Source organism: Hymenobacter sp. APR13 (assembly GCF_000737515.1).
Lineage (GTDB): Bacteria > Bacteroidota > Bacteroidia > Cytophagales > Hymenobacteraceae > Hymenobacter.
In genome coordinates this window covers 2,007,671-2,030,844 of the sequence record NZ_CP006587.1, presented here as the reverse complement: position 1 = coordinate 2,030,844, position 23,174 = coordinate 2,007,671, and the positions used below count along the sequence as shown (strand labels likewise).

Genomic DNA, 23,174 nt, shown 5'->3' with positions numbered 1-23,174 from the left:
ACATAATTCGGATTGGACTATCACAACCCAAAACCTGTATCTTCGGTACAGGAATTGACTTTTACCGCGAATAGTGTTGTGACTCAGCTAGCAGCCGCAACACCTGCCAGCGGCCCGGTTCCGACGCTACCTCCTGCAATACCCGTTCTGATGTCATACTCTATTCGCTTTCTCGCCGGGTGGCTGCTGGCTGCAGGCCTCACGACCCTTTCTGTTGGGGCGCAGGCCCAGGGTACGGTTACGCTCACCGGTAAAGTAAGCGGCCGCACCAACGATACCATTGCCGTATCGGTCCGCGAAAACCCCCTCGACCCGAAAGAGCAGATCACCTACGCTCGCCTCGATGAGAAAGGCGAGTTCCGAATGGCCCTCAAGCTCGACGGCCCGGCCCGCGCCGACCTCGTCTACGGCGACGACGTAACCGACCTGTTTCTGGAGCCCGGCGACGCGCTGGATATCCGCTTCCGGGGCAGCAACATGGCCGGCTCGGTGCGCTACAAAGGCAAAGGCGCCGACGCCAACACCTACCTGACCGACGTGGCGGAGCAGTTCATTGAAAACGATGGTTTTCAGGTGCTTCCTGATAACATCATGCTCTACGAGCCTGGCTTTCTGTCGTTTCTGGACTACCGCCGCAAGGAGGAAAACAAGTTTCTGAAGAACGCGCTGGAAGACAACAAGTTCTCGGAAGCCTTCCGCCACTACGCCCAGGCTGAAATCGACTACAGCTACGCCAACGACCGGCTCACGTTCCCGGATCTGCGCGAGCAGGTGGTGGCCACCGAGGGCCGCCTGAAAATGTCGCCGGCGTTCTACGAGTTTCTCAACGACAAGAGCCTGACCAACAACGCGCAGGCCATGCAGAGTGAGATGTACCAGGAGTTTCTGCTCAACTACGTCCACTACCTGGCCAACAGCAACGGCAAGCTCCGCACCCACCCCGACTTCTACCAGGCCTGCTACGACATCGCCAAAACCCAGCTCAGCGGCCCCGTGCGGCCCATCATCATGGGCCGGGTGCTGCAGGAGTCGTTCCGGTTCGGGCACGTGAAGCAGTCGGCGGCTATGCTGGCCGATTTCCGCACCGTGGACACCAAGAACCGCTACGCGCCGGTGCTGCAGCAGGACTTCGACACCCATAAGGCCTTTGCCATTGGCGCTCCGGCCCCGGAGTTCCGGCTGCAGACCGTCAACGGCGACTCGGTGAGCTTGCGCGACTTCCGGGGCAAGCTGGTGTACCTCAACTTCTGGCGCACCACCAGCGGCCTGAGCCTCCGCGACCTGCCGTACGCTGCTGATCTGGCCAAGAAGTTTGAAGGCAAGAACATCGTGTTCATCAACATTGCCCTCGACGAAAACGAAGGCGCCTGGAAGCAGCTCGTCACCAGCAAGCGCCTGCCGGGCGTGCAGGTGCGCGCCACCGGCGGCATGCGCAGCCCCATTCTGCGCGCCTACGCCCTTGATGATGTGCCGGCCTACTTCCTGCTGGCCGAAGACGGCACCTTCCTCAACACCAAGCCCAAGCGCCTGAGCAGCCGCGCCGCCGTCGACGAAATCAAGGAGTCGTTTGGCAAGGCCAGCACCTACACCAGCCTGCTCTCCAACGAAACGGCCAAGTAAGCACTACCGCTTTTCTATACTTGAAAAACGCCTTCTGCCCTGGCAGAAGGCGTTTTTGTTGGTATCGGAGGTGGCAGCGTGCCAGCCCCTACCTTTGCTTCCGCATGGCTTCTCTGCTCACCGACTCCGTTATTTTTCTTTCGAAAGCTACGCCGCGCCGCGTCTGGAATGCGGCGCAGGTGGTGGGCGGCTACGCCCTGAGCAAGCTCACGGGCAAGGCGCGCCACTGGGGCCTGCCGGTGGCCCTCAGCTTCGAGCCCACGACCAGCTGCAACCTGCGCTGCCCGGAGTGTCCCAGCGGCCTGCGCAGCTTCACCCGCCCCACCGGCATGCTGCCCGACGAGCTGTTTCGCAAGACCATCGATGAGGTGGCCTCGCGGCTGTGGTATTTGATTTTCTACTTCCAGGGCGAGCCGTATCTGCACCCAAACTTCCTGGATCTGGTGAAGTACGCCGCCGACAAAGGCATCTACACGGCCACCAGCACCAACGCCCACTACCTCAACGACCACAACGCCCGCCGCACCGTGGAGTCGGGCCTCGACCGGCTCATCATCTCCCTCGACGGCACCACCCAGGAGGTGTACCAGCAGTACCGCGTGGGTGGCAAGCTGGACAAGGTGCTGGAAGGCACCCGCAACCTGATTAAGTGGCGGCGCGAGCTGAAAAGCCAGACGCCGCGGGTGGTGTTTCAGTTTCTGGTGGTACGCCCCAACGAGCACCAGATGGACGAAGCCCGGCAGCTGGCCCAGGAGCTGGGCGTGGACGACGTGTGGTTCAAGACGGCGCAGATCTACGACTACCAGCACGGCTCGCCGCTGATTCCGACCATCGACTACTACTCGCGCTACGAAAACAACCAGGACGGCACCTGGAGCATCAAAAACCGCCTGCTCAACCACTGCTGGAAGATGTGGCACAGCTGCGTGATAACCTGGGACGGCCTGGTGGTGCCCTGCTGCTTCGATAAAGACGCCGAGTACCGCCTCGGCGACCTACAGACCCAGACTTTCCGCCAACTCTGGCACGGCCCCAAATATCGCCAGTTCCGGGCCTCCCTGCTCAAGGGCCGCGACCAGATCGATATGTGCCGCAACTGCACCGAAGGCACCAAGGTCTGGGGCTAAGGCCCTGTCGGCCGCGCCCGTAGTGCGAACCTGGTAGTTTGCGCCTCCGCCCCCTGCGTACCGGCCCTGATTGAGTAGCCTGGTTTCTATCTTGCCGCATTGCTCACCTCATTACCCGCGCCCATGTTCGGCCTGACCCAGATCGACAAAGCCTTTACGATGCTGTCCCGCAAGCTGATTGGCTGGGGGCAGGAGTTCATTGTGATGCTGCCCAACCTGCTGATTGCGGCGCTGGTGCTGGTGGCCACGCTCTACGCGGCCCGGCTGGTGAAGCGCGGCGTCACGACCGTTTTTCCGCGCATCTCGCACAGCGCGGCCCTGCGCGATTTGGTGGCCACGCTCAGCTACGTGGTAGTGCTGCTGATCGGGCTGTTTTTTGTGCTGGAGGTGCTCAATCTGCAGAAAACCGTGACGTCGCTGCTGGCGGGCGTGGGCATCATCGGGCTAGCGCTGGGCTTTGCGTTTCAGGACATTGCGGCCAACTTCATCAGCGGCATCATTCTGGTGCTGCAGCGGCCCTTCACGGTCGGCGACGTTATCAAGACCAACGACTACACCGGCCTAGTAGAGCGCGTGAGTTTGCGCACCACCGACCTGCGCCAGGCTACCGGCGAGCTGGTGCGGGTACCCAACCGCAAGGTGTTCGAAAACGCCCTCATCAACTTCACCATCAACAGCTTCCGGCGCGTAGACGTGGAATGCGGCGTAACCTACGACGCCGACCTGGACCAGGTACGCAGCGTGGCGCTGGCCGCCATCCGGGAGGTACCCAACCTGGCCCCCGAGCGCCAGCCCGACGTGATGTTCACCGAATTCGGCGAGAGTGCCATTGCGTTTCAGGTGCGGTTCTGGGTGCCGTTTGAGCGGCAGCTTGATTACGTGTCGGCCAAGAGCGAGGCCATCGTGCGCATCAAGCGCGCCTTCGACGCGGCCGGCATCGTCATCCCGTTCCCGATCCGGACGTTGGACGTACCGGAAACGGTGCTGCGCCGGCTGGCCCCGCCGCCAGCTGATCCGCCGGAAACGCCGAAAGCCTAGCCATCCGCCAGACACGCAAAAAGGCGCCCGGAACAGATTCCGGGCGCCTTTTTCTCAGCGGGCAGGGCCGAAGCCGGCCGCTTACTTGTGGTTCTTGTCGAGGTCTTTGCCCAGGTCTTCCACGGTGCGCAGGAACTCGTCGACGTCGCCATCGGCGTAGGTGCCGAAGGCGGTGGAGATGGTACCTTTCACACCATCAGCGGTTTGGATGGCGTAGAGAATGGACATATCGTCGGGGTTGCTTTCGCCCTCGAAGCGGTAGAAATCCACGATGGTTACCTCGCTGGGCGCGTAGCCTTTGCTGCGGTCGTTGCCGATGGTGTGCAACCGGCCATCCTGCACGCGGAAGTCTTCCGTGAAACCGTCCTTGTTAAGCTGCTGCTCTACCTTCACGAGGGAGCGTTCTTCTTCTTTGTCTTGCATGGTTGTGTGGTATGCGAGGATGGAAACAGGCCGTAGAAACAGGGGCAACTGTAACGCCCCCGCCCCGGCTATACGAGGCCGGTACGGGGGCGGGTTGCTTTATTTTCGGGAAGGAAATCCGGTCTACTTCTCGGCGTCGGGGCGGGCGGCCGCCAGCTCGATGGTGCGCTGCAGCCGGTCGACGTCGAGGGTGGAGCAGGCCCCGCCGCAGCCTTTAGCGCAGCCGGCCTGGGTTTTGTCGAAGAAGGCCCGCCAGAACAGCCGGCCCACGTAGAACGCCGCCGCCGCAAAGAGCAGCCCGATTATGAGAGTTTGCATCCACATAGTACCCGCAAAACTACGATGCCGCAGTAAAAGTTTGGTGTGGGCGGAAGGGAGGCGGGCGTAGACGCCGCCTGCCTGCGGGCGGCCGCGTCTGGCGCAGTCTCGGGGCCTGTTTTGCCGGGGTCTTGTAAGATTTCCGCTTTTACTTGATGATCTGGCATCTGGCTGTACTTTAGCCAAGAGTTGGTCTTCTCCAGCTGAACGCCAGCCGGCCATTTGGCACTGTTTGGGCGGCCTTTTACCCTATCATCTGCATGCAAACTTCTACTCTTCGATTTACGCTGGCGGGCTTACTGCTGCTGGGCGGCCTGGGGGCCTACGCCCAGCCCACCACCTACCCGCGCAACGGCGTCTACGACCAGCGGCCGGGCCTCTACGCCTTCACCCACGCCACCATCTTCACCGACTACAAGACCCGGCTCATCGACGCCACGCTCATCGTGCGCGACGGCAAGGTGGAAGCCGTGGGGCCAAACCTGAAGATTCCGGCCGGCGCGGTGGTGCAGGACCTGAAGGGCAAGTACATCTACCCCGGCTTCGTGGACTTGGCCGCCAGCTACGGCCTGCCCGAAGTGAAGCCGCCCGAGCGCACCGGCCGCCGCCCGCCGCCGCAGTTCGAAACCAAAAAAACCGGCGCCTACGACTGGAACCAAGCCATTCATCCGGAAACCCAGGCGGCGCAGGACTTCAAGGTGAACGACGAGCAGGCCGATGTGTACCGCCGCCTGGGCTTCGGGGCGGTGCTGACGCAGCAGCCCGACGGCATTGCGCGCGGCACGGCGGCGCTGGTTTCGCTGGCCACCGCCGGCCACCGCGAAAACGAGGTGCTGCTGCTGGAACGCGCCGCCGCCGGCTACTCCTTCGACAAAGGCAGTAGCACCCAGAATTACCCCGGCTCGCTGATGGGCAGCATTGCGCTGCTGCGCCAGACGTTTCTGGACGCCGACTGGAACCAGCGCAACCCCGGCAAGGAGCAGAACCTGTCGCTCAGGGCGTGGCAGGAGCAGCGCAGTCTGCCGCAAATTTTCGAGGTGAGCGACAAGCTGAACGCGCTACGAGCCGACAAGCTCGGCGACGAGTTCAGGACCCAGTACATCATCAAGAGCCGCGGCGACGAATACCAGCGTCTGACCGACATCAAGGCCACCGGCGCCTCGTTCGTGGTGAGCCTCAACTTCCCCGACGCCTACAACGTGGACGACGTGTACGACGCCTCCCGCATTTCGCTGGAAGAGCTGAAGCACTGGGAAATGGCGCCCGCCAACGCCGCGCTGCTGGCCAAAGCCGGCGTGCCCTTCGCGCTGTCGGCCGCCGACCTCAAGGACAAAAAGAAGTTTCTGCCCAACCTGCGCAAGGCCATTCAGTACGGCCTCACCGAGGAGCAGGCGTTGCGCGCCCTCACGGCCACGCCCGCCGAGCTGATCAAGGCCCAGGACAAAGTAGGCAGCCTGAAGCCCGGCCTGACCGCCAACTTCCTGGTGTGCTCCACCCGGCTGTTTGCCGAGGATAACGTGCTGCTCGACAACTGGATTCAGGGCGAGCGGTACCAGCTCAGCACCCTGCCCGCCGACTACCGCGGCGTGTACACGCTGCAGGTGGGCAGCCAGCCGGCCGTGCAGATGCTGGTAGCCGGCAAGCCCGAAGCCCCCGAGCTGAAAGTGGCCGTAGCGCCCAACGACACGGTGCGCGGCGCTATTTCGGTGCAGGGCGAGCTGGCCACCATCGTGTACAACCCCACGCCTAAAAACAAAGCCACCGCCGTCCGCCTGACCGGCTACTACACCCCCGAAACCCGCGTGTTTCAGGGCGACGGCCAGCTGCCCGACGCGGCCCTGGTGAAGTGGACCGCCCGCCGCCAGGAAGCCGCCAGCCGCGCCGCCCGGCGCGACTCGGTGAAGGCGCCCGAGCCGGTGCAGCTCGGGGCCATTCTGTACCCGTTTGCGGCGTACGGCCGCCCGGCCATTCCGCCGCAGGAAACGGTGCTAATCAAAAACGCCACCGTCTGGACCAGTGACGCCGCGGGCAGGCTGGAAAACACCGACGTGCTGCTGGTGGGCGGCAAAATCTCGAAAATCGGTAAGAGCCTGACCGCCAAAGCCGCCCGCGTGGTGGACGGCACCGGCAAGCACCTCACGCCGGGTATCATCGATGAGCACTCCCACATCGGCATTATCGGGGGCGTGAACGAAGGCACCCAGGCCGTGACGGCGGAGGTGCGCATCGGCGACGTGCTCGACCCCGAGGACGTGGACCTGTACCGCGACCTGGCCGGCGGCGTGACGGCGGCGCAGCTGCTGCACGGCTCGGCCAACCCCATCGGGGGTCAGTCGCAGCTGATTAAGATGCGCTGGGGCGCGGCGCCAGAAGACCTGAAAGTGGCCGGCGCCGATGGGTTCATCAAGTTCGCGCTCGGCGAAAACGTGAAGCAGTCGAATGCCGGCGAGGCCAACGTGCTGCGCTTCCCGCAGTCGCGCATGGGCGTGGAGCAGGTGTTTGTGGATGCCTTTACGCGGGCCCGCGAGTACGAGAAGGAGTGGGCGGCCTACAACAAGCTCGGCAAAGGCAAGCAGAAGAAAGCGGAAGCCCCGCGGCGCGACCTGGAGCTGGACGCGCTGGTGGAAATCCTCAACAACAAGCGCTTCATCACCTGCCACAGCTACGTGCAGAGCGAAATCAACATGCTGCTGAGCGTGGCCGACCGGATGGGCTTCAAGGTGAATACGTTCACCCACATTCTGGAAGGCTACAAGGTGGCCGACAAAATGAAGGCCCACGGCGCCAATGCCAGCACCTTTGCCGACTGGTGGGGCTACAAAAACGAGGTGCGCGACGCCATTCCCTACAACGCTGCCATCATGCACGACGCCGGCCTGAACGTGGCCATCAACTCCGACGACGCCGAAATGAGCCGCCGCCTCAACCAGGAAGCCGCCAAAACGGTGAAGTACGGCGGGTTGTCGGAAGAGGAAGCGCTGAAGCTGGTGACCATCAACCCGGCCCGCATGCTGCACCTCGACCAGCAGATGGGCAGCATCAAGGAAGGCAAAGACGCCGATGTGGTGCTGTGGAGTGGCCACCCGCTGAGCGTGTACTCCCACGCCGAGCGCACCTTCGTGGATGGCCGCCAGTTTTTCGACCTGGAGTCGGACAAGGTGCTGCGCCAGGACATGGAGCGTGAGCGGCTGCGCATCGTGCAGAAAATGCTGGCGGCCAAGAAGGGCGGCGCGCCCACCCAAACGGCCACCGCCAAGCCCACCGGCCACTTCCACTGCGACACCGACGGCGAAGAAAAAGAGCTGGACCAGTAGAACAGAACGACTAACTCCCCTCCTCAGATGAGGAGGGGACGCGGCGCCAAAGGCGACGCTGGGGTGGTTGACCTCGTTGCTGACGTTGCTCCGGTAATTGCCGGACTCAGCACGGAAACCCAGCAGACTTACCCAACGCTTGAACCACCCCGCCCTCCGGGCACCCACGCCGCTTGATGCGCGGAATTTGAAAAAGCAGGGGAACTATCCCCTTAATGAACTCAACCATGAAACACCTACTGTTCTGCTTACCCCTGCTGACGGCCCTGACGGCGGCGGCACAGGTACCTATGCCGGCCCCGGCCCAAAGCAAGCCGATTCTGCTGGTGGGGGGCAACCTGCACGTGGGCAACGGCACGGTGGTGTCCGACGCCGCCGTGGCCTTCGACAAAGGCCGCATCACCTACGCGGGCGCCCAAAGCGGCTTCGCGCAACGCGCCGGCTACGAGGTGATTGACGTGAAAGGCCAGGAAGTGTACCCCGGGCTGATTCTGCCCAACACCACGCTGGGCCTCACCGAAGTGGAATCCATCCGGGCGACGGTGGACGAGCAGGAAGTGGGCCTGATGAACCCCAACGTCCGCTCCCTGATTGCCTACAACACCGACTCCGACATCATCCCGACGGTGCGCACCAACGGCGTGCTGCTGGCCCAGATTACGCCCCGCGGCGGGATGCTGTCGGGCCAGAGCAGCATTGTGCAGCTCGATGCTTGGAACTGGCAGGACGCCGCCGTGCGCCCCGACGACGGCCTGCACCTGAACTGGCCGGCCATGGTGCTCAAGCTCAACCCCGCCGAAGATGAAAAAGCGGTGGAGCGCCGCACCAAAGAGCGCCAGACCCAGCTGCGCGACCTGGAAGCCATGCTCACCGAAGCCGCCGCCTACAAGAGCCTGCCGGCCGGCCACCGCGAAAACCTACGGCTGTCGGCGCTGAGCGGCATTTTTGACGGCTCCAAAACCCTGTTTATCCACGCCGACTACGGCAAGGAAATAGTGGAAGCCGTGAGCTTCGCCAAGCGGCTGGGTGCGCAGAAAGTGGCCGTGGTGGGCGCCCGCGACGCCTGGATGATGCTGGATTTCCTGAAGCAGCACGACATTGCCGTGGTGCTCTCGCGCACCCACGCCCTGCCCCGCCGCCCCGGCGACGACTACGACCTGCCCTACCGGCTGCCCGGCATTCTGCAGCAGGCCGGCATCCGCTACTGCCTTGATTATGAAGGCAGCATGGAAACGGCCGGCTCGCGCAACCTGGCCTTCATTGCGGGCACCTCGGCCGGCTTCGGCCTCACCCCGGAGCAGGCCCTGACGGCCGTCACGCTCAGCCCCGCCCGCATCCTGGGTATCGATAAGGACTACGGCAGCCTGGAAACCGGCAAAAGTGCCACCCTGGTGGTCAGCAGCGGCGACCTGCTGGACATGCGCACCAACAACGTCACTCACGCCTACATCGACGGCCGCGCGTTCAGCTCCGAGAACAAGCAGCTCTATCTGAACCGCAAGTTCAAGAGCAAGTACAGCCTGAAGTGAGCCGGAATCCGGGTAAACACAAAGGGGCCGACTCCACGTGGAGTCGGCCCCTTTGTGTGTGCAAGCTGTCAGGCTACTTCCAGAACTCCCGGATGGTATCCTGCATTTCCTGGTGCACGTGGCCGTTGGAGGCCAGCACCTGCCGCCCAAACAGCGGGTCGCCGTCCTGCAGAAACTCGGTGGTGCGGCCGCCGGCCTCGGTCACGAGCAGCAAGCCGGCCGACACGTCGTAGGAGTTGAGGTTAAACTCGAAGAAGCCCTCGAAGCGGCCGGCCGCCACGTAGGCCAGGTCTACGGCCGCCGAGCCCAGCCGCCGCACGCCGTGCGACTTGCGCATGAACGAGGCCAGCACCTGCAGGTAGTCGTCCATCAGCCCAAAATCGTGGTAAGGGAAGCCGGTGGCAATGAGCGAGCTGTTGAGGTCGGGCACGTCGCTGACGTGGATGGGCAGCTCGTTGCAGAAGGCCCCGGCGCCTTTGGCGGCCCGGAAGCATTCGTCGCGCACCACCTCGTACACCACGCCCGCTACCAGCTCCTGCCCCCGGATCAAACCTACGCTCACGGAGTACACGGGCAGGCCGTGCACGAAGTTGGTGGTGCCGTCGAGCGGGTCGATAATCCAGTTGAACTCCTCGGCGCGGTCGGCGCCCTCGGTGCCTTCCTCGGTGATGAAGCCGGCCTCGGGCAGCACCTCGCGCAGGCCCGCTACCAGCAGCTTCTCGGTTTCCTTGTCCACGTACGACACCAGGTCGTGGACGCCTTTGCTCTCAATCTGGCCGCGGTGAAAAGTAGCCGCCTCTTGGCGGATGAACTGCCCGGCGTGCCGCGTTACGGCCGCCAGCTGAAAGCTGATTTCGTTGTAATCCATGGGTATTGAGTTAAGCTTTGATTTCCATAGTCCGTCATGCAGAGCGGAGCGAAGCATCTCGCCAGTGTAGTAGAATTATTCACCACACTAGCGAGATGCTTCGCTCCGCTCTGCATGACGAGCTACGATACTACGGGCTGCCGGCGCCGCACACCTTGCACCACCGTAAAGCCCAGCAGCAGCGCCGCCAGCGCCTGGCAGGCGGGCCCGATCAGCTCGCCGTGGCGGACGTAGAATGTCTGCTCGGTGTTGAGGTGCACGGTGTAGCGTCGGGCGTCCTGCGTCCACCAGGCGGTGCGCACCAGGAACTCGCCTTTCTGGTTGATGAAGGCCGAAATGCCCGTGTTAGCTGAACGGGCTACGTCGCGGCGGGTTTCGATGGCGCGCAAGGTGGCGTACTGCACGTGCTGCTGGTGGCCGGGCGAATCGGACCACCAGCCGTCGTTGGTGATGATGCCGATGAGGGTGGCGCCGCGCTTCACGTATTCAGCCATGAAGTCGCCGTACACCGACTCGTAGCAGATGCTGGGGGCTAGGCGCAGGCCGGGCGTGGCGGTCTGGAACACGGTGCGCTCGTCCTGGCTGCCGTAGGAGCCCACGAAGCCGCCCAAGTCGATGTTGTTGATGAGCGAGGCCAGCGCCACCGGCACCTTTTCCACGCCCGGCACCAGCCTAGACTTGTGGTAGAACGTCACGGGCCCCGTGACGCCCGGGAAGTGCACGGCCGTGTTCGACACGTCGTAGTAGCCGAGGTCGTCGCGGAAGCGGGCGGTGGACGTGGCGGTTTCCTTGGAAGGGTACTGCGTGATGCTGGTGATGCCCGTAATCAGCTCCAGGCCGGGGTGCTGGCCCAGGAAATTGCGCACCCGCTGAATCTTGGGGTTGGCATCAAACGACTGCTCGAAATACGGTTCTTCCAGCGCCGTTTCGGGCCAGAGCACCAGCCGCGTCTGGGGCGTAAGCTGCTGCTCGGTGAGGCGGATCAGGCGGCTGAGCTGCTCGTCGTAGGGAATGAAGTTGGGCGTGCTGCTGAACTTCTCCAGGAACGGGTCGACATTGGGCTGAATCACCACCACCTCGGCGGCCGCGCCCTTTTCCTGGTAGTTGCTGCCGATGAAATACGACAGGCCGATGGGCAGCAGCGCCGCTACCAGCGGAGCCAGCCAGCGCCGGGCCGGGCCATCCGTGGCCGGGCGCCGATACAGCGCCCCAAACGCCAGGATGTTCACGGCCCACATCCAGACGGAGCCGCCCAGGAAGCCGGTGTACTCGTACCACTGCACCAGGTAGTTGGCCTGCGCGAAGCCGTTGCCAAGCGTGAGCCAGGGCCAGGTGAGGTCCCAGTGCAGGTGCAGCTGTTCGAAGGCAATCCAGTAGATGGGCAACGACAGATAGCCCAGCACCGAACCGGCCAGCCGCTTGGTGTGGTAGAACGCCATAACGGGCGCGCTCATCATCAAGGCGTTGAGCACCACGGCCGTGATGCCGCCGCCCAGCGTGCTGTAGCTCACCCAGTAGGTGGTGAAGGCGTTCCAGAGCAGCAAACTGAGGTAGGCGTAGCGAAACACCTTCCAGCCGCTGGCCCCGCGCTGCACCAGCAGCTGCTCTAGGCGCAGAAACGGCACCCAGGCCACCAGCAACACCAGCGCCAGCGGGCCGGGGTGCACCGGCCAGCCCAGCCACAGCAGCGCCGCGCTCAGCAGCGCCAGCAAACTGGGCAGCCAGTAGGCCAGGCGGCCGACGGTGGGCGCGGCCGATTCGGCGGAAGTCAGGGTGGGGTTATTCGTCACGGTCATCGGTTGCGTAGCGGTCTTGCTTGATGCGTTCTTCCTTTTCGCGGCCCTGCACTACCAGCACAATCTCGCCTTTGATGGCGGCGCGGGCGGCGAAGTTGGCAGCCAGCTCGGCCAGCGGGGCCGTCACTGTTTCCTCGAACAGCTTGGTCAGCTCGCGGCTCACGGAGGCGGGGCGCTCGGGGCCCAGCACGGCGGCCAGCTGCTCCAGCGTCTTCACAATCCGGTGCGGCGACTCGTAGAAAATCATGGTGCGGTGCTCGTGCACCAGCTCCTGCAGGCGGGTCTGGCGGCCCTTCTTCACGGGCAGAAAGCCCTCGAACGTGAACCGCTCGGCTCCAAAACCCGACTTGAGCAGCGCCGGCACGAAGGCCGTGGCGCCCGGCAGGCACTCCACCCGCAGGCCCCGGGCCAGACATTCGCGCACCAACAGAAAGCCGGGGTCGGAGATGCCGGGCGTGCCGGCGTCGGATACCAGGGCCATGGTTTCGCCGCGCTCCAGGCGCTCCAGCAGCCGCTGCACCTGCTGGTGCTCGTTGTGGAGGTGGTAGCTGAGCATGGGCTTTTTCAGGCCCAGGTGCTGCAGCAGGCGGCCGCTGGTGCGGGTGTCTTCGGCCAGCACCGTGTCCACTTCGCCCAGAATCCGGATGGCCCGCAGGGTGATATCCTCCAGGTTGCCGATGGGCGTGGGCACGAGGTAAAGCAGGGTTTTGGGAGCGTCAGCCATAGCCGCAAAGGTAGCGGAGTTGCGGGCTGCGAGTAGCGCGAACTTTGCAGTTCGCGCACTCAAACCGTTCAGGCAGTTGGTATGGCGTGGGGACGCGAACTACAAAGTTCGCGCTACTGCCCGCCGTACTCGGCTGCCAGTTGGTCGATGGCGGCGGCCAGAGCGTGGTCTTTGTCGGTGACGGTGTTGCCGGCGTCGTGGGTGTGCAGGCGGAAGCTGACTACGTTGTACTCGTTGCTCCACCAGGGGTGGTGCTGCTGGTGCTCGGCTTCCTCGGCCACGTCGGTCATGAAGCTGAAGGCCACTTTGAAGTCGGGGAAGCGGAAGGTGCGGGTCAGGGTGTTATCGGTTTCGGTCCACATGGGGGTTGGGGGATTGGGGTTCGGTGGTTTGCCCGGCCTGACGGCAGAAGAGTACTTCTTGGGGCGCTTCGCTCTGAGCTCTGTCAGTTGCCGGTCTATATCGGTGGTGGCTTCAATGGCTTGCCGCAGTATTGCATCGACATCCGTGCCCGTCATTTCGATTGCCGGGCCGTGTCGGGACTCCAAACGAACTACATACACACTGTTGGAAACTTCTTTGTACGTGAAGGTCCAGCCGGGTGGGAGATGGGACTATCGGATTCAGTCCACATGGGGGTTGAGGGTTGCAGTACAAAGTGAAGGGCAGGCTGAGTAACTCAGCCTAATGCTCTTCTACCCAGCTGCGTAGCACACGACCGTCCGGTGTGAGAGCAACCGTCAGGAAACGAGGATCAATAATAGACCATCCAACGGGATATTCCAGCAGCTTTACCCGCTGACCATACGTCCGAAAAAACTGCGTACTGCGGGCAGCGAGCTGCTTCCGTTGCTCTTCGCTCAGGCTCACCGAGTCGGGCCCACGCAGCGAATCAGGCAGGGCCATGGTGGGGGGCAGCAAATAGGTTGCTGCTTCCTTGTACGGTGCCCCAAGCTTCTGGACAACCTGCTGCCGTGTCATGCCGGCCCGAAGATGGTTTTTGATTACATCCTGCACCATGTAGGCGCGGGGGTTGCGCGTGTCTTCCACACCGGAATTTTGCAGCCACACTTCCTGATCGAAGGAAGCTGAATGTGAACAGCCCAGCACGAGAAAAGAGAGAACAGCAACTGGTGATAATTTCATGGTACGCAAGGCTTTATATAAAATGATTGCAGGAATTATTCAGGGACCTAAATACTATAACTAACCGGCACTATCCAAGCTGCGCCCGCACTTCCATCAACGCAAAGCCCAGCAGGTTGAGGCCGCGCCAGTTGGTCGGATTGGCGGCCTGCGGGTGGCTCTGCGCCATCCCGATGCCCCATACCGGGTCCACGGGGCTGGCCTCTACCAGCACGCGGGCGCCCGTGCCCAGCAGAAACTCCCGCAGCGCCGGATGCTGGCTGAACTTGGCAGCATTACCGCGCACCACTACCGCGAAGCGGGCGTCATTCCAGCGGGCTTCGTCGAAGTTCCGGACGGTGCGGCCCAGCTTCTTAGCCTGGTCGGGATGGGAGGAAGCCAGGATGGCCTGCCGGGTGGCTTCGTCCTGAAACAGGCGGGCTTTTTCGGCCATCATGTAGTGCTCGGCGGTGGCGTAAGTGTCGCCTTCCAGCGCGAAAGGCGCCGGATACCATTGGCTGAACACCTCCTTGCCGACGCGGCCGGCCCCGGTATGGCCCCAGAAATACAGATACTTCACAGCCGCGCCAGCCTCCAGATGGTGCAGCAGGCTCTCGACAGAACGAATAGCGGGTGAGTCGGCGGCGGACATGGCAAATGCGGGAATCTTTTGGGAAGCAGAAAGCCGCCAAAGCTAAACCCATATCGGCGAACCGCAGTACACCTAGCTATACCTGACTCCCACCTCAACACCTCGACCTCCCATGGCTACTGACCCGAACAACCGCCCCGTGCGCGTCATCAACGACGATACCACCGAACAGGAAATGAAGGCCGGCCACCGCACGCCCGGCGGCGACCCACCCAAGAACGAGGATGCCCGCGGCGGCTTCGGCAACCGGGAGGGCAAGGAAGGCTACGGCACCGACAGCGGCGCGGGCATTTCGGCCGTATCGGTCAACGAAAACGCCGACCGCACCAGCTCGCCACCCGATAACATGCGCAGCACCGACGAAGGCCGCCCCGACCGCCCCAACCAGGACCTGCCCGCCGACGAAGACCTGGAAGCCCGCCGCCCCGCCGATGAGCTGGACCGCGACGACGCCCGCAGCGGCCCCGATGAAATGTCGGACCCCGACTCCCGGGTGGGCATGGGCCAGATGGAGCGCCCTGCTCCCAACAACGCCGACCTCGCCCGCCAGGGCACCAACGCCGACCTCACCGACCCCGACGCCACCGACACGGCCATCGTGCAATAGTCGCGGCATTTACTGATAGCACTGAAAAGCACCTTTTCCTTCAGAAAAGGTGCTTTTTCGCGTCTTCCTGCCTTTCCGATACTTCTATGGCCCGCTACGCTTCCACCGACCTGCATGGCTGCCTGGCCACCTTCCGGCACCTGCTGGAGCACACGCTGCACCTGCAGCCCACCGACGAGCTCTACCTACTGGGCGACTACGTCAACAAAGGCCCCGACAGCTGCGGCGTGCTCGACTACCTGATGCAGCTGACCGCCCGCGGCTACCAGGTGCACTGCCTGCGCGGCAACCACGACCAGGAGCTGCTCGACGCGGCGCAGGGGCGCCACCAGCTCACTTGGGCCTCTGCCGCCGACCGCCAGCAAACGCTGGCCAGCTTCGGCATAGCGCGGCCCGAGGACCTGGCGCCGCGCTACCTGCGCTGGCTGAGCGACCTGCCGCACCAGCTCGATATTCCGGGCTTCACGCTGGTACACGCCGGCTATGACTTCCGGCTGCCGCCCGCTCAGATGCGCCACGACTGGCACACCATGCTCAACGTCAAGCAGTTTACCCTGGATGCCTCGCGCCTGCAGGGCCGGCGCCTGCTGCACGGCCACGTGCCTACCCCCACCGCCGAGGTGCAGCGCCGCGTGCAGGCCCGGGCCGGCGCTATCGGGCTGGATACGGGCTGCGTGTACCGCCACAACCCGGAGTTGGCCCACCTGGCGGCCCTCAACCTCGACACGTTTGAGCTGACGCTGGTGCCCAACCGCGAAGCTCCGTATGCCATAGCCCGCCGCGCCTAGCGGCGGCGAAATCAGCAGCGCGCCTCCGTCTGCCCCACCCGTTGGTACGTGGCAGACGGGGGCGCGTGTCATTTTCTCAATAGCACTTATCGGTTATCAGGGCGAATAATTTTTGCACCATTTCCATCCATCGTTACAACTTTTTCAAATCAAAACAATCCATAATACCATTTCATATCCATTCGTATAAAAATATTCACTGATACCTATTTCCTAAAAAAATCTATTAAACAAAAACTAACAAAGTATCACAACGATTGAAAAACGTCTTTTTTAGCGCTTTACAGGCTGAAAAAGCCCAATCCAGCTACAATACTGGAAATGATAATACAAATTTCATTTGTAGCGAATTTGCACACATAAATTTCCCCTCTATATTTGACGAATTATATAAAAAGTAATTCCAACAGAACCACTCCAATTAAACTTTGCAAAGACGCGCCAGTAGCTGAGCGCATCTCTTGCCGGGTTGGGTGTGGGCTGTGCGGCACGCCGGCCATAGGCTGGCGGGGTAGGCTGCCCGACTGCAGCCCGGCAACAGACCGGAGCAGGGCGCCGAAGAGGGGTACACGTTTTCTGTCATGTTCGCTTACCAATCAGAGGGATGAAAAGAACACTACTTTCTATGTCGGGCCCGTCGCTGAAGTGCCTGTGGGGCATGGTGGCCGGCTCGTTGCTGCTGGCGGCGCCGGCCTGGGCCGCGGCTCCGGTGGTGAAGACGGTGGGAGCCGCCGGCTCCTACGCCACCATTGCGCAGGCCCTGGCCTCCATACCGGCCACCGTTGCACAGCCCATTGAAATTCAGCTGCTTGACGCCAGCTACACCGAAAACGTGCTGATCAACAAGGCCGGCACCGCCACCAATACCATTACCATCCGGCCGGCGGCCGGCGTGGCAGCTGAAATTACCGGCACGCTCACGTTTGGGGCCGGCAGCCGCTACGTGGTAGTGAGCGGCCACAACGGCACCAACGCCCGCACGCTCACGCTGCGCCAGCCGGCCATCAGCCGGGCCACGGTGGTGTTTGAGGACGATGCCGCCGACAACCGCCTCAGCCAGGCCCGCGTGCTGGGCAGCTGCCAGCAGCCCGGCCTGGGCGTGGTCACCATCGGCAATGCGGCCACGGCCGGCAACGACCGTAACACGCTCATCGACAACCTGATTGCCAACGCCTCGGCCACGCTGCCCAAAACGCTGATCTACGCCTTCAACATCGTGCCGGAGGCGCTCAACGAGAGCATCACCATCACCGACAACGACCTGGCCAACTTCACGGCTTTTGGCCTGCAGGTGCAAAGTGGCAACGGCTCGAACTGGAACATCTCCAACAACGACTTCTTCTACGACCAGGCCACCACGCCTACGTCGATGCAGACGGCCATCGACTTCGAGCCCGGCACGCTGTCCGACAACAACGTCATCAGCGGCAACAGCATCGGGGGGCGGGCCGCGGCGGCCAGCGGCGGTACCTGGGTGAACACCAGCGCCGAGTTCCGGGGCATTGTGGTGGGCTGCGGCAGCGGCATCAGCACCACCATCAGCAACAACCTGGTAAGCAACGTGAGCCTCACCAGCACCACCCAGCCCCTGACGGCGCTGCGCCTGGAAGACGGCCTGACCGCCGTGGCCGGCAACAACGTCACGAACGTGACCAACAGCGGCCAGGGCGGCGTCATCAGCCTCAACTCCCGCACCGACACCGACCTGGTGAACTTTACGGTGGCCAGCGGCCAGATTGTGAACGTGGAGCCGGGCGGCATCCTGACCCTGACCGGCAACCTGCGCAACGACGGCGTGCTGAAAAACGCCGGCGACGTGCTGGTGACCGGTAGCTTCCTGAACAGCGCCTCGGGCACCTACAACCAGACCTCGGGCACGCTGGAAATCAAAGGCGACATGAACAACCAGGGCGGCACGTTTACGAGCGTAGGCGGCCTGGTAAAGCTGACCGGCAGCGGCCCGCAGCTGGTGAGCGGCGGCGTGTATTTCAACCTGGAAATCAACGGGGCCGGCACCAAAACCATCACCGACGACGCCGACATCATCAGCCAGCTCACGCTCACGAGCGGCATTCTGGCCACCGGCCCGCACACGCTGGAGCTGCTGGAACAGGCCAACATCACGGAGTCGGACGCGAGCTACGTGCTGGGCCGGGTGCTGGCCAGCCGCACCGTGCGGGCCAGCAACACCGAGCTGTTTGGGGGCCTGGGCCTGGAAATGACGCCCGCCGCCAGCTCCGTGCTGCCCGGCGCCACCGACGTGCTGCGCGTGACGGGCACGGCCGCCACCGGCTCCAACGGCAGCCAGGGCATCAAGCGCTACTACGACGTGACGGCCACCACCGCCAACGGTTTGAACCTGAGCCTCGTGATGCGTTATTTCACGCACGAGCTCAACGGCATTGTGCCCGCCAACCTGCGCTTTTTCAAGTCCACGGATGCGGGCGCGAACTGGCAGCCGCGCGGCGTGAGCAGCAGCGGCCCCGGCTACGCCCAGCTCAACGGCGTGGAGGGCTTCTCGCGCTGGACCCTCGGCGACGCGCAGCGGCCGCTGCCGGTGGGCCTTACCTCGCTGCGGGCCGTGCGCCAGGGCCCGCAGGCGCTGATTTCCTGGACGACGGCCTCCGAAATCAACAACCGTGGCTTCGAGGTGGAAGTGAGCACCGATGGCCGGCAGTTCCGGGACCTGGGCTTCGTGCCCGGCCAGGAGGGCCCGGCCACCCAGCCCCGCGCCTACCAGTTCCTGGACCGCGAGGCCAACAAGCAGGGCCTGCGCTACTACCGCCTGCGCCAGGAAGACCAGGACGGCAAAACCAGCTACTTCGGCCCCGTTACGGTGTCGTTCCAGGAAGCGCAAGCCATGCAGCTGTCCGCCTACCCTACGGCCTTCAGCGGCCGCCTCACCGTGGAGCTGACTACGCCCACCGCCACGCCGGTAGCCTTCTCGCTCACCGACGCCTTGGGCCGGGTGGTCTGGCAGCAAACCCAGCCGATGGCCGCTGGCCTCAGCACCCTGGACCTGGCCCCGCAGTGCCCCGCCGGAACCTACATCCTGACGGCCCGCCTCAACGGTACCGTGCTACGCCAGCGTGTAGTACGCCAGTAGCAGCCTGGCCTTCAGGCTGCTCACAGCGCCGCCCCTGCAAGGGCGGCGCTGTTTTTTTTGGGTGTTAGGTCGCCTTTCAGGTTGGTGTGCCGGTAGTAGTCGGCTGGCTCCCCCTCTTCGTTGAGGAGAGGGGGCCGGGGGGTGAGGAGTGACGCGAGAACGAGGTTATACAGTAACCTGAAATCTGCGCTACAAGCTGCCGGCCCGATGTAGAGACGCAATACTTTGCGTCTCGTCGTTGAACGACTGGAAGCGCCCCACTCTAAACAACATCAGCAACGACGAGACGCAAGGTATTGCGTCTCTACATCGGGCTGAAGACCTGAAAGAGCCTTGCTTACAGCAACTTATTTTCAGGGTGGCGGCTGAGCCGGTAACGCAGGCATGATTCGTGTAGCAAGGGCCGCGGTTATACTTTCTACTCCTTGCTTCCTGGTTATGCCTGCTTCCTACGCTTCTGCCGACGTGTTGCCGCGGCCCCATTTACCCCACCCTGCGGCCCTGCCGGTCCCGCGCCGCAAGCGGGCCTGGGTGAAGGAGCGGGCGTTTCTGGTGCAGAACATCGTGCGCGGCAACGTGCTGCACAACACCGGCGGCGCGCTGCACGTGATGCGCCTGCTCACGCTGCACAAGATGCCCGCCGGCCTGCTCGGCCCCGAGCACCCCTGGGTAACGGGCCAGATGCCCGCTGGCCAGGGCGCCGTGTGGCCCCGCAACGTGGTGTTCCGGACGGAGCCCGCCACCCAATGGGCCCAGCCCGACTATACCCCGGAGCCCGACGATATCATCGCCGGTAAGGTGGGCAAGTTTCTGGCCACGATGGTCAGCAAATCGGTGCCGACGCCGGAGATTCCGCACGGCACGCGCCGCCGTATGCCCCACGCCATCAACTACTTGCACGGCGCCGTGCACTACAACGGCCTCACGCTGCTGTTCAACCACTTCGCCGAAGCCCTGCAGTACCTCGCCGACCCGCGCTTCCGCCGGGAGCTGCGCCGCCTGATCCGCACGGAGCACCGCGAAGTGACGCTGGTGTTCCGGGAGCGGAACTACAACCCCGTGGAGTACGCCTATTTTTCGGCCTTCGTGATGTCGCACCTGCCGTGGTTTGCCAACGTGAACGGGGCCCAGCGCCGCGTGATGTGGGGCAACCCCTCGCCCTACCCGGCCGTGAACATCATCAACGGCAACTGGGTGGCCGACACCGAGCGCCTGCGCCACGGCGACACCCGCGGCATCGTGCGGGAGCCGGTAGCGCCGGGCCTCTACTTCCAGGGCGACTACGGCGTGCCCACTCGCGGCGCCAACCGCCTCGAAAAAACACACGCCTTCCTCATCAACAACTGGGTGCGGCGGCGCGGCTTCCGCGGCGGCCTCTACTTCGTAGACCGGCGCAAGATTGAGGCCGAGCGCTACCAACAGTACCAAGCCACCGGCGGCCAGAACTTCGCTGGTAATGAGCTGATTAAAAATCCGCTGCGGCGGCGTAGCAAGTAATGGGGTGATGAAGGGATGAGGTGAATGGTACGTCATGCAGAGGCGCAGCCGAAGCATCTCGCGTGCTGATGCAGGATTACTATTGCAACGTCAGCACGCGAGATGCTTCGCTCCGCTCTGCATGACGTGCGACTTTTCACCTCATCCCTTCATCCCTTCATCACCCCATCTCACACCTTATCCTGCCGGATCAACTTCCGGTATACCTGCACCATGCGCTGCTGCGACATGCCGAGGCGGTACATGGCCGTGATGAGGTAGTAGATGCCCTGCAGCCGCCACACGCCGTTTTCGCGGTACTTGCGGGCCGACGTGACGATGTAGTGCGGCAGCACCCGCAGCGGCGCCACCCGGCGCAGGCGGCGCGTAATTTCCTGATCCTCAAACACCACCATATCCTCGCGGTAGCCACCGGCCTTCTCGAATACGTCGCGCCGCACGAACAGGCTTTGGTCGCCGAAGCGGAAGACCTCCTGCGGGAAACGGGTGAACCAGGCGTTCAGGGCCAGAAAGCGGCTGGGATGATCGAAGCGCAGGCGGTAGCCGCCGCAGCCCGCGCCCCCCGCCACCGCCGCCCGGATGTGTGCGGTGAAGCCGGCCGGCGGGTAGGTGTCAGCGTGCAGAAAGTACAGGATGCTGCCGGTGGCAGCCGCGGCCCCGAAGTTCAGCTGGGCGGCCCGGCCCTTGCGCGGGCACAGCAGCACCTGGGCCCCGGCGGCGGCGGCTTCGGCAGCCGTGGCATCGGGGCTGTGGCCGTCTACTACCAGCAGCTCCAGCGCTGTATCGGGTCCGGCGGCTTCGTGCAGGTGGCGCAGTAGCGGCCCGATGTGGCCGGCTTCCTTGTAGGTAGGAATGATGATACTGATAAGCGCCGGCCCGGTTGCCGCAACAGGAGCAGGAGTCATACGCACGTCAGGAAGTATTTAGTAGCGAGCAATGAGTACTAAGAATGGGATAGTGAGCAGTTGAAAACACTAGAACACCGTCATACCGCTCCTTACCAGACACTTACTACTCTGTATTGTCTACTCAACGCTCAATACTATCTACTCCATACCAGATACTTACTTGTCGTTCAGCACGTTGGCCTGCAGCACGGCTTTGGCATCGAGTCGGTGGGGGTTGCGGGGGTCCTGGGCTACGGCCTGCAGCGTAGTGCGGGCCTGCGGCAGCTGGCCGGTGCGCCACTGCGCCATACCCAGCTGATACTGCGCCTTGCCGGCCAGCGCCGAGCCCGGCTGCCGGCTGGCCCGCAGCAGGTAGGGGCGGGCAGCGGTGGCCTCATCCTGGCGCAGCAGCGTCACGCCGGTGTAGTAGAGCAGGGTGTCGGGGCCGAGGCTGTTTTGGGAGATGCGGCGCAGCGAGTGCAGCGCGGCGGGATAGTGGCCGTCGCGGTACTGCTGCATGGCTTCGCGCAGAAACGGGTTGCCGACGCGCTGGGCGGCGGCTTCCGTCAGGCCCGGGTCGGGCGTGTAGTAGCGGGTCCACGCCTCCTCGGCGCTGATGGCGTGCGGGCGCAGCAGCAGCCACAGCCCTACGCCCAGCAGTAGCAGCAGCACGCCGCCGGCCACGCCCCAGCGCACCTGCTGGCGCCGGCGGCGGCGCTGCACACGCTGCAGCGCGTGCTGGCGCTGGTCGAGGCGTTTGTCGAGGCCGGCGAGGCGGTGACGCAGGGTTTCGTGGCCGGCCACCCAGCGCAGGTCGGCCGTAAACCGCTCGTAGCGCTCGTAGGCCGTGCTGAGCTGCTCGTCCTGCTCCAGGCGCAGCTCAAAGGCTTCCTGCTCGCTCTCCGACATCTGCCCATCGGCAAAGCGTTCCAGCTCATCGAGGTAGGGGCGCAGATCAGGCATATATTTTTTAGGGCTTAGGGAGTAGGGCTTGGGGAATAGGTCTTGCTTGGTGCTTAGTGCGTGGTGCTTGGCATTTAGGAGCTCGATTGGTGCTTAGGAACGGAGTACTTAGGTGTCTTGAACGTCCTAAGCCCTAAGCACCATTCCCTAAGCACTATCCTTAAGGCTGAGTTCGTAGAGGCGGCGCAGGCAGTTGGCTTTCTGCAGGCGGGCCACGGTGGCGTTGGCGAAGCCCATCTTGCCGGCGACCTTCTCAAAATTGTAGCCCCGAAAGTAGAAGAACATGAGCACCTGCTGGCAGTCGGTGCTGAGCTGCCCGAACAACCCCAGCAGCCGGCGGCGCCGGCCGGCTTCAGCGGCGGGCAGCACTTCGGTGGCGGGGCGGGCGGTTTGCAGCTCCTGCACGGCCATGCCGTAGACGTGGGCCCGCAAATCGGGCGGGAGCTTGGTGAGGCGGCCGTCGGCTACCTGGTCGTAGAACTCTACCAGCACGGTGCGCAGCAGCTCGTGGGCCGCGGGCGGCTCCAGTTGGTGCTGCCGCCGGGCCCAGCGCGCGAACAGGTCGCGGTTTTCCTGGTAGAAAGTTATCAGAAACGACTGGTTGCCAACGCGCAGATGGGTCAGGGTTTCGGCTAAAGGCTGATTCACGGGGCCAGAGCAACAAAGACGAAATACGGCCCCGGCCGGCAGCAGCCTGCCCGGGCGGAACAAGATAACGCAGAAAGTTGGGTTGGTTGCTACGGAGGCCACCACCGCCGCCCGCGCGGCCGCCGCCCACCGGGGCCGCCGGCC

At 63.6% G+C, this 23,174-nt stretch carries 20 protein-coding genes; 9 read left to right on the top strand and 11 right to left on the bottom strand.

Going from position 1 to position 23,174, the window contains the following annotated elements:
- Positions 1 to 150: 150 nt before the first annotated feature.
- The 3 genes from N008_RS08445 (at position 151) to N008_RS08435 (ending at position 3,785) form a co-directional block, all read left to right on the top strand.
- Positions 151 to 1,620 (top strand): TlpA family protein disulfide reductase, encoded by a 1,470-nt coding sequence (locus N008_RS08445; RefSeq protein ID WP_044015261.1) that lies wholly within the window; start codon positions 151 to 153, stop codon positions 1,618 to 1,620.
- A gap of 104 nt (positions 1,621 to 1,724) precedes the next feature.
- The gene (locus tag N008_RS08440) at positions 1,725 to 2,747 is read left to right on the top strand and encodes an SPASM domain-containing protein (protein WP_044015259.1); all 1,023 of its coding nucleotides are present in this window, start codon (positions 1,725 to 1,727) and stop codon (positions 2,745 to 2,747) included.
- Between the two features lie 99 nt (positions 2,748 to 2,846).
- Complete coding sequence (locus tag N008_RS08435) at positions 2,847 to 3,785, top strand: mechanosensitive ion channel family protein (RefSeq protein ID WP_231569801.1); 939 nt, start codon at positions 2,847 to 2,849, stop codon at positions 3,783 to 3,785.
- 81 nt (positions 3,786 to 3,866) lie between these two features.
- Here N008_RS08435 and N008_RS08430 read toward each other — a convergent pair whose 3' ends face one another.
- Together N008_RS08430 and N008_RS08425 are read right to left on the bottom strand one after the other, a co-directional pair.
- Positions 3,867 to 4,208 carry a hypothetical protein gene (locus N008_RS08430; protein WP_044015256.1) on the bottom strand — a complete coding sequence of 114 codons (342 nt, stop codon included), beginning with the start codon at positions 4,206 to 4,208 and terminating at the stop codon, positions 3,867 to 3,869.
- 123 nt (positions 4,209 to 4,331) lie between these two features.
- Positions 4,332 to 4,526 carry a FeoB-associated Cys-rich membrane protein gene (locus N008_RS08425; RefSeq protein ID WP_044015254.1) on the bottom strand — a complete coding sequence of 65 codons (195 nt, stop codon included), beginning with the start codon at positions 4,524 to 4,526 and terminating at the stop codon, positions 4,332 to 4,334.
- Positions 4,527 to 4,786: 260 nt separating this feature from the next.
- Here N008_RS08425 and N008_RS08420 point away from each other — a divergent pair, with 260 nt between their 5' ends.
- Together N008_RS08420 and N008_RS08415 are read left to right on the top strand one after the other, a co-directional pair.
- Positions 4,787 to 7,840: an amidohydrolase family protein gene (locus tag N008_RS08420; protein ID WP_052381334.1), complete on the top strand. Its 3,054-nt coding sequence runs from the start codon at positions 4,787 to 4,789 to the stop codon at positions 7,838 to 7,840.
- A gap of 227 nt (positions 7,841 to 8,067) precedes the next feature.
- A complete protein-coding gene (locus N008_RS08415) occupies positions 8,068 to 9,369 on the top strand; it encodes an amidohydrolase family protein (protein ID WP_044015252.1) in 1,302 nt (433 codons plus the stop codon).
- Positions 9,370 to 9,442: 73 nt separating this feature from the next.
- On the opposite strand, the gene N008_RS08410 is transcribed toward N008_RS08415, so the two are convergent.
- From N008_RS08410 to N008_RS08385, 6 genes are all read right to left on the bottom strand, one after another.
- Positions 9,443 to 10,237 (bottom strand): inositol monophosphatase family protein, encoded by a 795-nt coding sequence (locus N008_RS08410; RefSeq protein WP_044015250.1) that lies wholly within the window; start codon positions 10,235 to 10,237, stop codon positions 9,443 to 9,445.
- A gap of 122 nt (positions 10,238 to 10,359) precedes the next feature.
- Positions 10,360 to 12,033, bottom strand: a complete 1,674-nt coding sequence (gene lnt, locus N008_RS08405; protein WP_052381332.1) for an apolipoprotein N-acyltransferase — start codon at positions 12,031 to 12,033, stop codon at positions 10,360 to 10,362.
- Complete coding sequence (gene rsmI, locus N008_RS08400) at positions 12,017 to 12,757, bottom strand: 16S rRNA (cytidine(1402)-2'-O)-methyltransferase (RefSeq protein ID WP_044015248.1); 741 nt, start codon at positions 12,755 to 12,757, stop codon at positions 12,017 to 12,019. Before rsmI ends, lnt begins: the two co-directional genes overlap by 17 nt.
- 113 nt (positions 12,758 to 12,870) lie before the next feature.
- Positions 12,871 to 13,119 (bottom strand): 4a-hydroxytetrahydrobiopterin dehydratase, encoded by a 249-nt coding sequence (locus N008_RS08395; protein ID WP_044015246.1) that lies wholly within the window; start codon positions 13,117 to 13,119, stop codon positions 12,871 to 12,873.
- A 322-nt stretch (positions 13,120 to 13,441) separates the two neighbouring features.
- Positions 13,442 to 13,912, bottom strand: coding sequence for a hypothetical protein (locus tag N008_RS08390; protein WP_156109117.1), 471 nt, complete (start codon positions 13,910 to 13,912; stop codon positions 13,442 to 13,444).
- A gap of 61 nt (positions 13,913 to 13,973) precedes the next feature.
- Complete coding sequence (locus tag N008_RS08385; RefSeq protein ID WP_044015242.1) at positions 13,974 to 14,534, bottom strand: NADAR family protein; 561 nt, start codon at positions 14,532 to 14,534, stop codon at positions 13,974 to 13,976.
- Positions 14,535 to 14,646: 112 nt separating this feature from the next.
- Here N008_RS08385 and N008_RS08380 point away from each other — a divergent pair, with 112 nt between their 5' ends.
- The 4 genes from N008_RS08380 to N008_RS08360 all read left to right on the top strand — a co-directional run bounded on the left by N008_RS08380 (position 14,647) and on the right by N008_RS08360 (position 20,532).
- On the top strand, positions 14,647 to 15,141 hold the full coding sequence (locus N008_RS08380; protein ID WP_044015240.1) for a hypothetical protein: 495 nt from the start codon (positions 14,647 to 14,649) through the stop codon (positions 15,139 to 15,141).
- 86 nt (positions 15,142 to 15,227) lie between these two features.
- Positions 15,228 to 15,929 carry a metallophosphoesterase family protein gene (locus N008_RS08375; RefSeq protein WP_044015238.1) on the top strand — a complete coding sequence of 234 codons (702 nt, stop codon included), beginning with the start codon at positions 15,228 to 15,230 and terminating at the stop codon, positions 15,927 to 15,929.
- 604 nt (positions 15,930 to 16,533) lie between these two features.
- Positions 16,534 to 19,035: a T9SS type A sorting domain-containing protein gene (locus tag N008_RS21480; RefSeq protein WP_081910678.1), complete on the top strand. Its 2,502-nt coding sequence runs from the start codon at positions 16,534 to 16,536 to the stop codon at positions 19,033 to 19,035.
- A 438-nt stretch (positions 19,036 to 19,473) separates the two neighbouring features.
- Complete coding sequence (locus tag N008_RS08360) at positions 19,474 to 20,532, top strand: hypothetical protein (protein ID WP_044015234.1); 1,059 nt, start codon at positions 19,474 to 19,476, stop codon at positions 20,530 to 20,532.
- A 170-nt stretch (positions 20,533 to 20,702) separates the two neighbouring features.
- Here the strand turns inward: N008_RS08360 and N008_RS08355 are convergent, their stop codons facing one another.
- The 3 genes from N008_RS08355 to N008_RS08345 all read right to left on the bottom strand — a co-directional run bounded on the left by N008_RS08355 (position 20,703) and on the right by N008_RS08345 (position 23,030).
- Positions 20,703 to 21,437, bottom strand: coding sequence for a TIGR04283 family arsenosugar biosynthesis glycosyltransferase (locus N008_RS08355; protein ID WP_052381330.1), 735 nt, complete (start codon positions 21,435 to 21,437; stop codon positions 20,703 to 20,705).
- Between the two features lie 159 nt (positions 21,438 to 21,596).
- Positions 21,597 to 22,382 (bottom strand): tetratricopeptide repeat protein, encoded by a 786-nt coding sequence (locus N008_RS08350; RefSeq protein WP_044015232.1) that lies wholly within the window; start codon positions 22,380 to 22,382, stop codon positions 21,597 to 21,599.
- 147 nt (positions 22,383 to 22,529) lie between these two features.
- The gene (locus N008_RS08345; protein WP_044015230.1) at positions 22,530 to 23,030 is read right to left on the bottom strand and encodes a hypothetical protein; all 501 of its coding nucleotides are present in this window, start codon (positions 23,028 to 23,030) and stop codon (positions 22,530 to 22,532) included.
- Between the last annotated feature and the right edge of the window lie 144 nt (positions 23,031 to 23,174).

What these genes read in the sequence shown, in the direction of transcription:
- N008_RS08410 (WP_044015250.1), bottom strand. Translation starts at nt 10,237, where the DNA reads ATGGATTACAACGAAATCAGCTTTCAGCTGGCGGCCGTAACGCGGCAC.
- N008_RS21480 (WP_081910678.1), top strand. Translation starts at nt 16,534, where the DNA reads ATGAAAAGAACACTACTTTCTATGTCGGGCCCGTCGCTGAAGTGCCTG.
- N008_RS08375 (WP_044015238.1), top strand. Translation starts at nt 15,228, where the DNA reads ATGGCCCGCTACGCTTCCACCGACCTGCATGGCTGCCTGGCCACCTTC.
- N008_RS08430 (WP_044015256.1), bottom strand. Translation starts at nt 4,208, where the DNA reads ATGCAAGACAAAGAAGAAGAACGCTCCCTCGTGAAGGTAGAGCAGCAG.
- lnt (WP_052381332.1), bottom strand. Translation starts at nt 12,033, where the DNA reads ATGACCGTGACGAATAACCCCACCCTGACTTCCGCCGAATCGGCCGCG.
- N008_RS08440 (WP_044015259.1), top strand. Translation starts at nt 1,725, where the DNA reads ATGGCTTCTCTGCTCACCGACTCCGTTATTTTTCTTTCGAAAGCTACG.
- N008_RS08385 (WP_044015242.1), bottom strand. Translation starts at nt 14,534, where the DNA reads ATGTCCGCCGCCGACTCACCCGCTATTCGTTCTGTCGAGAGCCTGCTG.
- N008_RS08395 (WP_044015246.1), bottom strand. Translation starts at nt 13,119, where the DNA reads ATGTGGACCGAAACCGATAACACCCTGACCCGCACCTTCCGCTTCCCC.
- N008_RS08415 (WP_044015252.1), top strand. Translation starts at nt 8,068, where the DNA reads ATGAAACACCTACTGTTCTGCTTACCCCTGCTGACGGCCCTGACGGCG.
- N008_RS08350 (WP_044015232.1), bottom strand. Translation starts at nt 22,382, where the DNA reads ATGCCTGATCTGCGCCCCTACCTCGATGAGCTGGAACGCTTTGCCGAT.
- N008_RS08380 (WP_044015240.1), top strand. Translation starts at nt 14,647, where the DNA reads ATGGCTACTGACCCGAACAACCGCCCCGTGCGCGTCATCAACGACGAT.
- N008_RS08420 (WP_052381334.1), top strand. Translation starts at nt 4,787, where the DNA reads ATGCAAACTTCTACTCTTCGATTTACGCTGGCGGGCTTACTGCTGCTG.
- N008_RS08445 (WP_044015261.1), top strand. Translation starts at nt 151, where the DNA reads ATGTCATACTCTATTCGCTTTCTCGCCGGGTGGCTGCTGGCTGCAGGC.
- N008_RS08355 (WP_052381330.1), bottom strand. Translation starts at nt 21,437, where the DNA reads ATGACTCCTGCTCCTGTTGCGGCAACCGGGCCGGCGCTTATCAGTATC.
- N008_RS08360 (WP_044015234.1), top strand. Translation starts at nt 19,474, where the DNA reads ATGCCTGCTTCCTACGCTTCTGCCGACGTGTTGCCGCGGCCCCATTTA.
- rsmI (WP_044015248.1), bottom strand. Translation starts at nt 12,757, where the DNA reads ATGGCTGACGCTCCCAAAACCCTGCTTTACCTCGTGCCCACGCCCATC.
- N008_RS08425 (WP_044015254.1), bottom strand. Translation starts at nt 4,526, where the DNA reads ATGCAAACTCTCATAATCGGGCTGCTCTTTGCGGCGGCGGCGTTCTAC.